The sequence below is a fragment of the Bacillus sp. FSL L8-0528 genome, from assembly GCF_038593085.1.
GTDB classification, from domain to species: domain Bacteria; phylum Bacillota; class Bacilli; order Bacillales; family Bacillaceae; genus Bacillus; species Bacillus paralicheniformis.
The window spans coordinates 1293889-1307624 of the sequence record NZ_CP151961.1 but is presented as its reverse complement, the minus strand read 5'-3'; the positions used below and the strand labels follow the sequence as shown (position 1 = coordinate 1307624).

The 13736-nt window shown below is 47.9% G+C and carries 22 protein-coding genes; 11 read left to right on the top strand and 11 right to left on the bottom strand.

The genetic code is table 11. The features are described 5' to 3' along the window. Positions 1-78: 78 nt before the first annotated feature. From MHI30_RS06590 to MHI30_RS06570, 5 genes are all read left to right on the top strand, one after another. Positions 79-474, top strand: a complete 396-nt coding sequence (locus MHI30_RS06590; RefSeq protein WP_075753360.1) for a GtrA family protein — start codon at positions 79-81, stop codon at positions 472-474. A gap of 16 nt (positions 475-490) precedes the next feature. Beyond that, positions 491-1387, top strand: coding sequence for a UTP--glucose-1-phosphate uridylyltransferase GalU (gene galU, locus MHI30_RS06585; protein ID WP_162009197.1), 897 nt, complete (start codon positions 491-493; stop codon positions 1385-1387). After that, the gene (locus tag MHI30_RS06580; protein ID WP_237562662.1) at positions 1378-1731 is read left to right on the top strand and encodes an NAD-dependent epimerase/dehydratase family protein; all 354 of its coding nucleotides are present in this window, start codon (positions 1378-1380) and stop codon (positions 1729-1731) included. The genes galU and MHI30_RS06580 overlap by 10 nt, the downstream gene beginning before the upstream one ends. Positions 1732-1802: 71 nt before the next feature. Continuing rightward, positions 1803-1982: a hypothetical protein gene (locus tag MHI30_RS06575; protein WP_237562661.1), complete on the top strand. Its 180-nt coding sequence runs from the start codon at positions 1803-1805 to the stop codon at positions 1980-1982. Between the two features lie 97 nt (positions 1983-2079). Beyond that, positions 2080-2667 carry a DedA family protein gene (locus MHI30_RS06570; protein WP_075753364.1) on the top strand — a complete coding sequence of 196 codons (588 nt, stop codon included), beginning with the start codon at positions 2080-2082 and terminating at the stop codon, positions 2665-2667. A 39-nt stretch (positions 2668-2706) separates the two neighbouring features. On the opposite strand, the gene MHI30_RS06565 is transcribed toward MHI30_RS06570, so the two are convergent. Further along, complete coding sequence (locus MHI30_RS06565) at positions 2707-2964, bottom strand: hypothetical protein (RefSeq protein ID WP_075753366.1); 258 nt, start codon at positions 2962-2964, stop codon at positions 2707-2709. Positions 2965-3085: 121 nt separating this feature from the next. Here MHI30_RS06565 and MHI30_RS06560 point away from each other — a divergent pair, with 121 nt between their 5' ends. Then, on the top strand, positions 3086-5365 hold the full coding sequence (locus tag MHI30_RS06560; protein WP_075753368.1) for an ATP-dependent helicase: 2280 nt from the start codon (positions 3086-3088) through the stop codon (positions 5363-5365). Positions 5366-5403: 38 nt separating this feature from the next. Here MHI30_RS06560 and MHI30_RS06555 read toward each other — a convergent pair whose 3' ends face one another. The 5 genes from MHI30_RS06555 to MHI30_RS06535 all read right to left on the bottom strand — a co-directional run bounded on the left by MHI30_RS06555 (position 5404) and on the right by MHI30_RS06535 (position 6850). Continuing rightward, positions 5404-5661: a stage VI sporulation protein F gene (locus MHI30_RS06555; protein WP_075753370.1), complete on the bottom strand. Its 258-nt coding sequence runs from the start codon at positions 5659-5661 to the stop codon at positions 5404-5406. A 126-nt stretch (positions 5662-5787) separates the two neighbouring features. Next, complete coding sequence (locus MHI30_RS06550; RefSeq protein WP_075753372.1) at positions 5788-5919, bottom strand: YjcZ family sporulation protein; 132 nt, start codon at positions 5917-5919, stop codon at positions 5788-5790. 79 nt (positions 5920-5998) lie between these two features. Next, on the bottom strand, positions 5999-6208 hold the full coding sequence (locus tag MHI30_RS06545; RefSeq protein WP_075753374.1) for a hypothetical protein: 210 nt from the start codon (positions 6206-6208) through the stop codon (positions 5999-6001). Between the two features lie 82 nt (positions 6209-6290). Next, a complete protein-coding gene (locus tag MHI30_RS06540; RefSeq protein WP_254926386.1) occupies positions 6291-6416 on the bottom strand; it encodes a hypothetical protein in 126 nt (41 codons plus the stop codon). A 77-nt stretch (positions 6417-6493) separates the two neighbouring features. Then, on the bottom strand, positions 6494-6850 hold the full coding sequence (locus MHI30_RS06535; protein WP_075753376.1) for a DUF1360 domain-containing protein: 357 nt from the start codon (positions 6848-6850) through the stop codon (positions 6494-6496). Positions 6851-6996: 146 nt separating this feature from the next. On the opposite strand from MHI30_RS06535, the gene MHI30_RS06530 reads away from it, so the two are divergent. The 5 genes from MHI30_RS06530 to MHI30_RS06510 all read left to right on the top strand — a co-directional run bounded on the left by MHI30_RS06530 (position 6997) and on the right by MHI30_RS06510 (position 9573). Next, positions 6997-7383: a spore coat protein gene (locus MHI30_RS06530; protein ID WP_075753378.1), complete on the top strand. Its 387-nt coding sequence runs from the start codon at positions 6997-6999 to the stop codon at positions 7381-7383. Between the two features lie 48 nt (positions 7384-7431). After that, positions 7432-7785: a hypothetical protein gene (locus tag MHI30_RS06525; RefSeq protein WP_003180698.1), complete on the top strand. Its 354-nt coding sequence runs from the start codon at positions 7432-7434 to the stop codon at positions 7783-7785. 67 nt (positions 7786-7852) lie between these two features. After that, on the top strand, positions 7853-8359 hold the full coding sequence (locus tag MHI30_RS06520) for a spore coat protein (protein ID WP_075753380.1): 507 nt from the start codon (positions 7853-7855) through the stop codon (positions 8357-8359). Positions 8360-8491: 132 nt separating this feature from the next. Continuing rightward, on the top strand, positions 8492-8974 hold the full coding sequence (locus MHI30_RS06515; protein ID WP_026579896.1) for a CotY/CotZ family spore coat protein: 483 nt from the start codon (positions 8492-8494) through the stop codon (positions 8972-8974). A gap of 149 nt (positions 8975-9123) precedes the next feature. Then, positions 9124-9573 (top strand): CotY/CotZ family spore coat protein, encoded by a 450-nt coding sequence (locus tag MHI30_RS06510; RefSeq protein ID WP_075753382.1) that lies wholly within the window; start codon positions 9124-9126, stop codon positions 9571-9573. A gap of 29 nt (positions 9574-9602) precedes the next feature. Here MHI30_RS06510 and MHI30_RS06505 read toward each other — a convergent pair whose 3' ends face one another. From MHI30_RS06505 to MHI30_RS06485, 5 genes are all read right to left on the bottom strand, one after another. Then, positions 9603-10082 carry a CotO family spore coat protein gene (locus MHI30_RS06505; RefSeq protein ID WP_075753384.1) on the bottom strand — a complete coding sequence of 160 codons (480 nt, stop codon included), beginning with the start codon at positions 10080-10082 and terminating at the stop codon, positions 9603-9605. Between the two features lie 103 nt (positions 10083-10185). Beyond that, positions 10186-10962 carry an enoyl-ACP reductase FabI gene (gene fabI, locus MHI30_RS06500; RefSeq protein ID WP_003180687.1) on the bottom strand — a complete coding sequence of 259 codons (777 nt, stop codon included), beginning with the start codon at positions 10960-10962 and terminating at the stop codon, positions 10186-10188. Between the two features lie 156 nt (positions 10963-11118). Then, the gene (thiD, locus tag MHI30_RS06495; RefSeq protein ID WP_075753386.1) at positions 11119-11937 is read right to left on the bottom strand and encodes a bifunctional hydroxymethylpyrimidine kinase/phosphomethylpyrimidine kinase; all 819 of its coding nucleotides are present in this window, start codon (positions 11935-11937) and stop codon (positions 11119-11121) included. Between the two features lie 23 nt (positions 11938-11960). Then, positions 11961-12971, bottom strand: coding sequence for a thiazole biosynthesis adenylyltransferase ThiF (locus MHI30_RS06490; protein ID WP_075753388.1), 1011 nt, complete (start codon positions 12969-12971; stop codon positions 11961-11963). Next, positions 12968-13735 (bottom strand): thiazole synthase, encoded by a 768-nt coding sequence (locus tag MHI30_RS06485; RefSeq protein WP_020450957.1) that lies wholly within the window; start codon positions 13733-13735, stop codon positions 12968-12970. The genes MHI30_RS06490 and MHI30_RS06485 overlap by 4 nt, the downstream gene beginning before the upstream one ends. Between the last annotated feature and the right edge of the window lies 1 nt (position 13736).

Genomic DNA, 13736 nt, shown 5'->3' with positions numbered 1-13736 from the left:
ATTGTCTATTAAAGTTGTTTCTAAGCTTTTACGAAGCCCTGCACAAAATAGACGGGAGGTAAACAGCCGAATGCCGTTATGAACAAAAAAAACATCACTACACTCGCCCGTTTCGGGATAGTCGGAGCCGGAAACACACTCGTTGATTTCGCCGTGTTTTTCCTCCTTACGTCCCTCCGCGTCTCCTACCTGGCCGCACAGCTGTTTTCCTATTCGGCAGGCGCAGCAAACAGCTATATCTGGAATCGGACATGGACATTTCAAGTAAAGGAAAAAGCGCATGGCGCGGAAATCGTCCGGTTTATCATAATCAATCTTGCAGCAGCGGGCTCTACATTTGTTCTTCTGTACATTTTTCAAAAAGCCGGCTTTTCCCTTTTTATCAGCAAGATGTCCGCAACAGTCGCAGGAATGGCCATCAACTTTATCGGAAACAAGCTTTGGGTGTTTCAAGAACCCGGAACAGATTCATAAAAAAGACCAGGAGTGAATAACCATGAAAGTAAAAAAAGCAGTCATCCCAGCAGCCGGATTAGGTACAAGATTTTTGCCGGCAACAAAAGCGCAGCCGAAAGAAATGCTGCCGATTGTCGATAAACCGGCTATACAATATATCGTGGAAGAAGCTGTTCAATCAGGAATAGAAGACATCCTTATCATTACAGGAAGAAATAAGCGTTCGATTGAAGACCATTTTGACCGCTCTGTTGAATTGGAGCAAAACCTGCTGGCCAAAGGAAAAAACGATGTGTTAAAAGAGATACGCGAGATCGCCGATATGGCGAATATTCATTATATCCGGCAAAAGGAGCCCCTCGGCCTCGGACATGCAGTGTTATCGGCCAAGCATTTCATCGGTGATGAGCCGTTTGCCGTCCTCCTCGGCGACGACATCATGGTGTCAGAAACGCCGGCGCTTCGGCAGCTGCTCGAAGTATTTGAAGAATATCAGACAGAAGTAATCGGCGTTCAGCCAGTTGATCCGGCAGATGTGAGCAAATACGGCATTATTCAGACGTCCGTGCAAAAGAACAAAGTGTATCAAATTGACGATCTTGTGGAAAAGCCGTCTGTCAAAGAAGCCCCTTCAAATATCGCGGTTATGGGCCGCTATGTGCTGAGGCCTTCGATTTTCCCTGTGCTCGAACAAACGAAGCGCGGTGCGGGAAATGAAATTCAGCTGACTGACGCACTAAGGGAAATCTGCCGGGAACAAAGCATGTATGCGCGCAAATTGGAAGGAAGCCGCTTTGATATCGGCGACAGGCTGGGCAGTTTTAAAGCGAGTACGGAAATCGCTCTTATGCGGGACGAGATGCGGCCAAAACTGCTAGCCTACCTGGAAAGCGTCTTAAAAAAAGAAGCGCAGAAAGAAGCATGGCAATGACATCCGTACTCGAATTAACAAAGCAAAACCGCTCCGTCGTCGTGCTTGACAATTTATCTGCCGGACACAGGGAGGCCGTCAGCGGAGTCAGCTTTTATGAAGGTGATATCGGTGATGCGGCACTTGTCAAAGCCATCATCAAACATCATGATGTCGATGCTGTCATCCATTTCGCCGCCAAAAGCCTTGTGTCCGAATCGATCGAAAAGCCTGAGATCTACTTTAGGGAAAACACGCTAAAATCTTGTGCATTCTTCAAAACGGTCATCAAGGAAGGCGTCCTTTTCGTCGACCTCCTTCCGCTCACCTGGCGGCCCTTGACGGGTTATATGAAGACAGACTGAAGCAAAATGTTTATAATGTAGGGACAGGGGCCGGACATTCCGTAAAAGAAATCATTGAAACCGCGGAAAACATGACAGAGCGAAGCATTGCAGCAAAAACGGACGAGCGCAGAGCGGGGGATCCGCCAGTGCTTGTGGCGGACAGCCGGACACTGCAGGAAGATACCGGCTGGAAGCCGCAATACAGCGATTTACAAACCATCATTCAAAGCGCGTGGCAATGGCACAGAGCGCATCCGGACGGTTTTTGAGATTCGTTTGTTTCCCGCGCGGCAGCGGCAGGGAAACGTCCCGGCGGCTGCTCTAACGTTCGGCTGATGAAATCAAAAGCAGGGAGAAAAAACGAAAATGGGAAGCATAGTGAATGATATTTTAATGTGGCTGACCGATCTTGGCTATTTCGGCATTGCAATCGGTTTAATGATCGAAATCATCCCGAGTGAAATCGTACTGGCCTACGGCGGATACTTGGTGTCAAGCGGCTCCATTACGATGACAGGGGCCGTGATCGCCGGCGTCATCGGGGGAACGATTGCTCAATTGTTTTTATACTGGATCGGCTATTACGGCGGAAGGCCGTTTTTATACAAATACGGAAAGTACTTATTGATCCAAAAGCATCACATTCAAACGGCCGAAAAATGGTTTGAGAAATACGGCGGAGGCGTTGTCTTTTCCGCCCGCTTCATTCCCGTGGTCAGGCACGCCATCTCCATTCCGGCAGGAATTGCGAAAATGCCGATTTTAAAATTCACGGGTCTGACCGTGCTGGCCATCATACCGTGGTCGATATTATTCGTCTACCTCGGCGTACAGCTCGGCAGCCGGTGGGACCATGTTGAAAATGCTGCGAGAACGTACACGACTCCGATTATGATCGGAGCGGCCGCTATGATTATTCTGTATTTCGGGCTCAAAAAACTGCGCAAAAAATAACGAAAACCCCGGTATAAAAGCCGGGGTTTGTTTCATCTCTCAAACGGACTCGTTAACATAGCGTCCGCTTTCCGCCTTTTCTGCAACACGGCGGTTCAGCGTTTTTTTTCGCTTCTTTTCCAGAACCCTCTTAAAAGCCGCAGCCTGGTTTTCCTCTCTTTTTTCGACTTCGCGGTAGGCGCGCTCGCTTGGGATATTGGCGGTTTTTTGTATATGCGCATAGTTCGATTTTTGGCTGATGCTGCGATTGGCGTACTGTGTATATTGATCATGATGGACAGGCGGCAAATATCCCATTCGATCTCCTCCTCATCAGCTTTAATTCCCAAAAATCTACTGTTTTAAACGGTTTTCATTTGATATGATAGACGTTGTCTCATAACACTAGACGATTACCCATTAATTGGAGGACCTCTTTTTGAAATGCGCCCGATTCAATAACCGAGACATTCATATACATACATATTCGAGAGAACACCTGCAATTCCTCTTTGATGAAGCAAGAAAAGACAGAATCACGTGTAAACATTGCGGCTTGCCGCTCAGACTGAAATTGTCGATTCATGAAGAACCACATTTTTCCCACCGGGAAAACGGGGATTTTTCTCAATGTGAGGCAGCTTGCTTAAGCGAGAAGACAGAGCAAACCAGACAGAACGACTATACAGAAAGCGGCGTGTTCCGTCTCCCGAAAGGCAAAGCGATCGGAGAAGAAAAGAAGGCGGATGCGGACTTCTGGACGCCGCCTCGCGAAGCTTCCATCCATTCTCCTTTCTCGCCAGCGGAAGAAACGGCTCCGGAACCGGTCTTTCCGAATGTGCCGCTCAATGAGAAACAGCTTGCCGCCGTGACGGCCCCCGAAGAACCCCTTCTCGTTCTGGCCGGCGCGGGAAGCGGAAAAACGCGGGTATTAACCGCGCGAGCGGCTTATATGATAGCCCGGCTCGATATCCCGCCTTCCGCCATTTTGCTCGTCACATTCACGACAAAAGCCGTGAAAGAAATGAAAGAGCGGATGGCCTCGCAGTACGGATTGCCGATGCAGACTGTGAACCGCCTCGTGACAGGCACCTTCCACAGCTTTTTTTACAAAATTCTTTATCACCATGATCCGGCAAAATGGAATGGCGAGCACCTGCTGAAATGGGAATGGCAAAAAGAACAATACATCAAAATGGCCCTTGCCGAAGAAGGGCTTGATGAAAAAGACTTTCCGGTTGACCAGGCGATCCAGCAGATCGGCTACTGGAAAAACGCTTATCTTCCGTGCGAACAGATTCCGCTTGAAGACGAATGGGAAAAGCGGGTTCACCGGCTGTACCGTCATTATGAAGAACAAAAAGCTGCGCGGCGCCAATTCGATTTCGACGATATGGCATCTGCATGCTGGCAGCTGTTTCAAGAACAGCCAGACATTTTAAAACGATATCAGACGCGCTTTCACGCGATTTTGATCGACGAATTTCAGGACATTAACCCTGTTCAGTATGCCATCATCAAGCTGTTGGCGAGCCCGGAAAACAACCTGACCTGTGTCGGGGATGATGACCAGTCAATCTACGCGTTCAGAGGCAGCAGCCCTTCATTTATACTCGATTTTGAAAAAGATTATCCGAAGGCGAAAACGGTCCGCCTCACGACGAATTACAGATCGAGCCATCCGATTGTGGCAAGCGCCGATATGGTCGTGAAGAAAAACAAAAAGCGTTTTCCGAAAACATTAAGCGCAGCGAGAGATGACCGCCAAAAACCGCTCTTATTTTATCCTTATGATGAAGAGGAAGAAGCGATTATGATCGTCTCTGATATCCAAGAAAAAATTGAAATGGGCGCTAAGCCTGATGACTTCGCCATCCTATACCGGACAAACAGCAGCGGGCGCGCAATCTTTGAACGTCTGCACCAGTCAGCTATTCCGTACACGGCTGAACAAGGCGTCCGGTCGTTTTACAGCAGGAGAATCGTCCGGCAGATGCTGGCTTATCTCTACTTAAGCCAAAATCAGGATGACGCGGAAGCCGTCAAACAGATTTTACCCGCCCTCTTTCTCAAGCAGTCCGCTTTAAATACGCTTAAAGCGCTATCGATTACAGAAGATTGCACGATGGTTCAGGCGCTTGAAAAACTGACCGACATCAAACCGTTTCAGCTTGATAAAATAAAGAAAATCGTTCCTTTTTTCACAAGCTTAAAAACGATGAAACCGGTTGAAGCGATCTCTTTCGCAGAGGAAAAAATGGGCTTTTCCGATTACTTGAAAAAGCGCGGTAACGAAGGAAACAAGCTCGAAAAAGGGTCTGACGATCTGCGGGATCTCAAAACAGCGGCAAAAAAATTCAAAACGATCCCCGAATTTCTTGAGCATGTCGATCATATGAGAGCCGCGGAAAAGCAAAAAGCCGACGGATACGGTGTTCAGCTTTTAACAATCCACCGTGCGAAAGGGCTTGAATTCAAAACGGTCTATATCCTGGGGGTGCAGGACGGATCGATTCCGCATGACTTTGCCCTGGAGACAGCAAGAAAAGGCGATGAAACCGCTCTTGAAGAAGAGCGGAGGCTGCTGTATGTCGCCATGACCCGGGCCGAGGACCGCCTGTATATCAGCGTCCCTTCCGTCAGAAGGGGCAGAACGGCATACCGCTCAAGGTTCTTGCAGCCTATTTTACGCCCGAATCCCCAGGTTCAGCTGCAATAAAAGACACCGTGCCCTCCTTTTATCGGAAGGCGCGGTGTTTATTTTTTGCTGTTCATCATTTTCGCGATCGTGTTGAAATCCATTTTTTCCTTGCCGCTTACAATCGATTCAACAATCTTATCTTCCATTTCCTGCGGAACCCGTTTGTTCGCCAATTTAGCGACGCGCTTAATCACGCTGCGGACCGTATTTTCATCCTTGAAGTTGGCATTTTGCAGCGAATTCGCAAGCTGCATGACGTCATTCATGCTGACGCCCGTTTTCTTTTCGATGTTTTTGAAAAATTGATTGTCCATACCTATGCCTCCTTTTTGGGAGTGATACGCTATCTTATGCATCTTTGAAAAGCCTTGTGCTTTTCCCGTTCAAAAAGAAGAGGGCCCGGCACACATGCCGCCGCCCTCTTCGCTTCAACTCAAAAACTAATATACAAAAGAAGCGCCGACAATAATTAGAAGAATAAACAAGACAACGATCAATACAAACGTTGAACCATAGCCGCCGCTATAGCCTCCGCTGTAGCCGCCGCCGTAGCCTCCGCCACAAAAGCCCATCTAAAGCACCTCCTTTTCTCCCTACACAATATGACAGTTGATAGGATTCGCTTGGATTGATGCATAGGGCTTCTGTGGATTATTTAAAAATGCCCGGCAGACTCCCGTCCTCTCCCAGCCATTTTTCGGCATTCTCTGCAAACGCTTCGATCTGCCTGCCGAACTGTTCGGCCGAGCGGTCAAATGTCTCCAGTTCCTTCTGGTGTTCAAAGAGCACCTTGTCATGGCCGGCTTGAGTTTGATCATGTTTGCGGTATATCGATTCAACCAGCTGTTCAAATAAATTCATCGCTTCCCCCCTTATGATGGTGTATGCGTCAGAAGAAAAATTGGCAACAAAAAAACCGGACTGTATCCGGCTTTTTTTGATATTAATAGGTTCTCTTTTTTTTGCCGCATCCGCAGCCTTTTTTCTTCACTTTTTTTGAGAAAGTGGACTGATGATTGCTGGAAGCGTTCGTTAATCGGCCTTGCTGCCTTCTTTTCACTTGTCTCATTGCATTCCTTCCTTTCTCATGCTTATACGCCATTATATGAGTCTTCTTTTCATAAGTTGCTAATGATAAATCCCCATTCAATCGAGCCATTTGGAAACGATCGTCTCCAGTACCCCAGCAAGGCCTGCGATGGCAAGCAGAAGAATCAGCCATTCGGCAATGGTCGGAACAAATGCGTAAAGAACAAGCAAAAACGCGGTACACCACACACCCGTGCACCAATAACAGCTCAACAGCTCGCCGATCCACACTCTCACGCCTTTTCCTTTCATGACAAGATACGTCTCGGTCTCTCCCGTTTTTTCGTTTTTTTCTTCAACCTCTTCGTGAAACAGGCTTCTAAACGGCGCCATAATCGTGTCAAACACGACCAGCCGCGTCAGCCGAAATACCGCGATAGAAAATAGAATATATAAAAGCCAGCTTTGTATCACAGGGCTCCCCCTTCCTGTTTCCAAATATATGCCGGAACCGCCTTCCCTAAAACAGCAAATTTGGGTGCTGAAATGTATGTTTTCCTCATTCCGCTAAGTTACCGGTCTGCATTTAATAAAGTGTGGATAAGAAAGGAGTGAAAGTTATGTCGTTTCATGAAAAAGCCGAAGCGCTGTACGCAGAAACATTTGACGAATTATCCCGGGAATATGACCAGCTCATTGAAGTAATTGATTCCGAACATGTCACAGTAAACACGGCAAACATAACAGCAGCTCTCTCTTTACAAGCCATTGTGATCTCTTTGACGATTTTATCGGCTCAGCTTGCGATCGAAGACGAGGATACAGCAGACATTGTCTCAGAACACGTTTTAGCCGTACACAGGCTGCAAAGCAGGAGAAGAGTCATCATCAAAGTCATCGGCAGCCGCAATGTCACCATTACGCTTTCCTCGCTGGAGATCCTGCTTTCCGTCCAAGTTTTAACCGAAGTGCTGATCGCGCTTATCACAGAGCTTGACATACTTTAAGCCTTCCTTTCTTTCTAATATTTTTTGAGAAATTGAGGTGAAAAACAATTGGCAGATCGCGAAAAGCTTAAAGCGGAAGTAAATCCGCTGACAAATACGCTTGTGCAAAATATCCTTAGAAAACACGGCGTTTCAAAAGACAATGTACGAACGCTGTCTGAGGAAGAAAAAGAAAACATCTTAAAAATACTCGAAGATTTAAAAGCGCAGTCCGAGGCTCTCATTCAGCGGCAGCAAGAAAAGAAGAAAGAAGCGAACAATGAATCATCATCACAATCCGAAGAACGCCCGAGACGAAGAAGAGAACGTTCAGGTAAAAATAAATTAAGAGAAAAGCTGAGACAAAGAAGGCAGCAGGAGAACACCGCCCAAACCGAAGAAAAAAATGGGGATTTGGAGTAGGGTATCTGCCATATACAAGTTCGAGCCTTCAAACATTTAATAATAGTAAATGGAAGGAGGAAAACAAATGGAAACTAGACCATATTCTTGGGTTGCGCTAGATCCAGAATGCGAGCATCCGGGAACTGAGTATTATCCGAGACATCCTAAGAAACACGTTTGTGACGATTACAACTGCAAATGCGGTAAACACGATGCATTTATCAATCAGGAGCTCGACCAGCTCAACCTGAACAAACAGCTGTCAGATGAGACGATTATCATCAAGGATTCTTGCGATATCCGAGTCTCTACAGAGGATACTCAAGTTGTCGCATCTGTTATGACTGCGGTGCAGACGGCAATTATTACAATCGTTCTGGCAATCATTGACGATGCTGAGCTTGCCGAGCTTGTATCACAAGATTTGCTGCAGGTAACAGCAAACAAGCAAACAAACCGTCAAAAATTAATTATCGACAATTCACGCGATGTCACAGTTACAACAGAAGATACCGATGTCGCCGTCTTGGTCTCTACAGCTGTCCAAACGCTTACCGTTGTTATCGCAACACTTATCGTCGGACTCCTTTAATACAAAAAAGCAGAGCCATCAAGCTCTGCTTTTCTTCATTTTTATAGACGATTACCCACACCAACAAGGGCACGGGTACATATGTTGTTAAAGACTAAAGTCAAATATCCCTATAAAAAGGAGCTGAAATCCATGAGCTGCGGAAAACATCATGGCCGGCATGAAAATTGTGTATGCGATGCAGTAGAACAAATTATAAAAGAACAGGATGCAGTTGAAGAAACATGTCCGACGAGCTGCTTCGGCAATCTGCTGAGTCCGACGGTTTCCGGTAAAGACACCATTCCGTTCCTTATATACGACAAAAAAGGCGGTTTGTTTTCAACATTTGGAAATGTCGGCGGATTTTCAGATGATATGCAGTGCTTCGAATCGATTTTCTTCCGGGCAGAAAATCTAAAAGATTGCTGTGCAACGCTTTCAATCCTGAGGCCTGTGGACATAAACGGCGACACATTAAGCGTCTGCCATCCTTGTGACCCTGACTTTTTCGGGCTTGAGAAAACGGACTTTTGCATCGAGGTTGACTTGACTTGTTTCTGCGCGATTCAATGTCTGTCACCTGAACTAGTTGATCGCGCAACAGACAAAAAACACAATCAGCACCACGGTTAAAAGGTGTCGGGCTGCATCAAGCCGGCCGTTATGATCGGCTTGATGCCAGTCTTTTCACGAAAGCTGCCGGCTTTCGGCAGCTCCTTTTACCAATAGAAAGCCAGGCCGAAAAACGAAATTTTATATCCTGAACTGGGAGGGATCATAACATGACAAAATGTTCAGCTGAAAATTGCGTGTGCGAAGCCGTTGAAAACATTCACGATCTGCAAAACGCCATTGAGGAAGAAGGCTGCCCGACAAGCTGCTTCAGCAACCTGCTTTCCCCTTCGAGGCACTTAGGCGACACCATTCCATTTATTATATACACCTCAAAGTCTAAGCCGTTCGTAGCGTTTGGAAATGTCGGAGAACTTCAGGCAGGCCCTTGCTTCAGCACTGTGTTTTTCAGAGTTGAAGACATTAAGGACTGCTGTGCTACATTAAGACTGTTGATTGCCTTTGATGAAAATCGCCGCGTTCTCGATTTCACAGAAGAAAAAGACAAAATTTGTGATGTGTTCCGCTTGGAAAAAACAAATTTCTGCGTTGAAGTGGATCTGGAATGCTTCTGTGCGATCGAATGCTTAAATCCGCAACTGATCAATCGTTCAAAATAAAAAGTCCCTGAATCGGGACTTTTTTTAATTTAAAAGCCAAGCGGGTGCAAGGAAGTAATACTCTCGATCGGCAGTTCCGCCGGATCCCCTTTGCTCGACGTTCTGACAAATACGGAACCGCCTTTCTTACCGGCGATCGTTCCTCTGTATGTCTTCCCGTCTGCTTCAATGAGACAAAGGGTTTTCGGCATATTGCCGGGAAGGCTTGCCAAAAAGTCGATTTTCTCGGCGATGGTCATCTTGCTGAGCGGCTTTTTAATCGGTTTGACTCCTTTTTCGGACCGATTCGCCTCATCGCTAAGCACCGCTTCGGCGATGTCTTTTTCGTCTGGCCGGACGGCTTCATCCTGCTGTTCCTTTCGCCGGGCTTTTTGTTCGGAAGCGTCGGGTTTTGCTTTCTTCTTTCTTTTAATCAGAATATCCTGCATGTTCGCCTCTGCCTTATCATAATCCGGCTGCACAATATACATGAGCGGCTTCTGCTCCGTATCGTTTTTTCTGCTAGACATCTTGATCCCTCCGATCTGTTCATGGTATATCTATATGCAAAAAAGGAGAAATCAGAAGAAAAGAAAAAGCAATCCTTTAGCGGATTGCTTTTTTAGCGTTATTTTATCGCGCGATGATATGGTAGCCTGAATCAACATGCAGGTTTTCGCCGGTCATGCCGCGGGAAAGGTCGCTGAACAGGAAAGCAGCCGTGTCGCCGACTTCTTCCGGAGTCGTTGTGCGGCGAAGCGGTGCGCGCTCTTCGATTTCTTTTAAAATCGAGTTGAAGTCGCTGATTCCTTTTGCGGACAATGTCCGGATCGGCCCTGCGGAAATGCTGTTGACGCGGATTCCGTCTTTTCCGAGATCGCTCGCCAGGTATTTGACGCTGGCATCAAGCGATGCTTTCGCAACACCCATGACATTGTAGTTGGATACAACGCGCTCGCCGCCAAGGTATGTCAGCGTGACGATGCTTCCGCCTTCAGTCATAATGCCGCGCGCCGCTTTAGCGACTGCTGTCAATGAGTAAGAGCTGATATTATGTGCGAGCAGAAAACCGTCGCGGGTGGTATTCAAGTATTCTCCAGCCAAGTCTTCTTTGTTCGCGAAAGCGATGCAGTGTGCAATGCCGTGGATGACCCCGACTTCTTTTTTGATGTCGGCGAAGCACGCTTCAATTTCCTGGTCATTTGTGACATCACAAGGAAGTACGATTGAATCGTTCCGCTCCAAAGAATCCGCCAGCTCCTTGACCGATTTTTCAAGCCGCTCACCCGCATACGTAAAAATCAGTCTTGCGCCTGCATTGTGAAGCGAGCGGGCGATTCCCCAAGCGATGCTTCGTTTATTTGCTACACCCATGACGACGATATTCCGGCCTTCCAGTGATAAATTCATATGTATGAAATCCTCCTAATGATTAACATTTTATTAGTACCTGATCATAATATATAGTATCACAATTAATAGCAGGCTGACAATTTCAGAATATAAAAAGCGGCAGAGACCGTTTTTGATGTCCTGCCGCGATATTGATTCGTTTTTATTGCGGGACTACAGTTCCAACCCTGCGTTGGATAACTTTTGATATGCAAAATGGTTGGTCGGTCCGTGGCCGGCTCCGAAATCAAGGCTGTGCACAACCGCTTCGTGGACGAAAGCCTCAGCGATGCGGAAAGCTCCTTGAATGCCGTTTCCTTTCGCTGTTTGCGCCGTTAGAGCGGCGGCAAATGTGCAGCCTGTTCCATGGGTATTTTTCGTCTTAATATAGGTGTTCGTTTTTTCTGTGAACACCTCTCCGTCGAAGAGGAGATCGGTTACTTTGCCGTCCTCGGGCTGATGCCCTCCCTTGATGATAATGTTGCGGACGCCCATTTCATGCAATTCACGAGCCGCTTTTTTGCGGTCTTCCATTGTTTGAATGCTTCTCCCTGTCAGCACTTCGGCTTCGGGAATGTTCGGCGTTATCGCATAAGCAAGCGGAAGCAGGCGCCGTTTTAATGTTTCAACTGCTTCCTCATTCAATAGTGAAGCGCCGCCTTTGGCGATCATGACAGGATCGACAATCACACGTTTAAGCTCGTATGTTGCAATTTTTTCGGCAATGATCTCAATCATCTCCGCGCTCCACAGCATCCCTGTTTTCACGGCGTCAGGTTTTAAATCTTCCGCCACTGCATCAATCTGGACGCCGAGCGCTTCCGGAGAAAGCGGGTAGACGCCGTGAACCCCTGTTGTATTTTGAGCAGTGACCGCTGTCAAAGCCGTCATGCCGAAGACGCCAAGCTCCTGAAATGTTTTAATGTCGGCTTGAATGCCGGCGCCGCCTCCTGAATCCGATCCGGCGATTGTTAATGCTTTATATATGCTCATGATGTTTGCACTCCCTTCGGCCTTTAGCCAATCCACCTGTGATATATCGTTTTCGCGCGATTGATATCGTTCGTTCCGTGAATCAAAGCGCGTCCGTCCCGAAAAATCACGAACTTAATATCCTCCGTACGGCAGGATAATAAATAAGGATTTCCCGTCACATCCAAACCGGCTTTTTTTAATCTGGCGGCAAGCGGCTCCAGCTCCGGCGGCTGTTCCGCGGCCGGCCTGATTTGAACCGTTTGTCTGCCGCAAAGAACGGCTGCTTTTGTTTCGTTTTCAGCTGAAAGAAACGGAAACTCACCTTTTCCGCACGTCGGACACGAGCCATGTTTAAGCGCGTCAGCCCGGACTTCAGACCGCTCATTTGTCCAAATATCAAATGAGCGAAGCATTCCTGACGGTTCATGCCCGGTCAGCAGCTTCAGGGCATCTGTTACCTGGTATGCGGCAACCTGCTGGACGACCGGACCGATCACACCTGCTGTGTCGCACGTCATGGTATTCGCGGGCAAATGCCCCAAAAGACAATGAAGGCACGGCGTTTTTCCCGGAATTACGGTATATGTGATGCCATAGCTTGCGACACACGCGCCGTACAGAAAAGGGATGCCTAATGTGACCGCCGCATCGTTCATAATCAGCCGCGTTTCAAAATTATCGGTCGCATCGACGATCAAGGACGCTTCCGCCGCAAGCTCGAGCGCTTTTTCCGCGGTAACATCCGCTACAATGCCGGTCACTTGAACAGAGCTGTTGATCAGGCGCAGCCTTTTTTCGGCAGCGGCTGCCTTTGGCATATGATCAATCACATCCTGTTCCGTATAGAGCTGCTGGCGCTGGAGATTGCTCCATTCCACATAATCCCTGTCGGCAATCGTCAGCGAACCGACTCCGGCCCTCACCAGCATTTCTGCGCTGGCTGCGCCCAAAGCCCCCGCACCGATCACGAGGACGCGGGCGCAGCTTAATTTTTCCTGGCCGTCCGGTCCGATCGGATGAAAAAGCTCCTGTCTTGAATACCTGCCGGTCAAATCGTCAACTTCCCTTCTTCAGGACTGCTGGCGATGCCGTAGTTCTTTTCCGGAATTCGTCCGGCAAGGTATCCGAGTCTGCCCGCTTCAACGGCAAGCTTCATAGCCTTCGCCATTTGGACCGGATCTTTCGCCCCGCTCACTGCCGTGTTCAAAAGTACTCCGTCAGCGCCGAGCTCCATTGCGTATGCCGCATCTTTCGGAGAACCGATTCCGGCATCCACGATTACGGGAACCTTAGCCTGTTCAATGATGAACGACAGGTTGAGCGGATTGACGATTCCCTGTCCCGAACCGATCGGAGAGGCCCCGGGCATAATGGCGTGTACGCCGAGCTCTTCAAGCTTTCTCGCAAGGACGACATCGTCCGATGTATACGGCAGCACAATGAAGCCTTCTTCAAGCAAGGCTTCTGACGCCTTCAGCGTTTCTACCGGGTCAGGCAGAAGCGAACGGTCACAGCCGATCACTTCGACTTTGATCATGTCGCAAAGACCGCTCGCTTTAGCAAGCTTGGCGATCCGGACGGCTTCCTCAGCCGTTTTTGCTCCGGCCGTATTTGGCAAAAGCGTATAACGGCTTAAATCGAGCTGCTCCAAAAAATTAGGCTGAGATTCTTCAAAAATATTCATCCGTCTGACGGCAAACGTCAGGATCTCCGATTCAGATGCGCTGACAGCCTCTTTTTGAATTTCAAATGACGGATACTTCCCTGTGCCGAGCAATAATCTTGATGAGAATTGACGATCTGCGATTTTTAACATA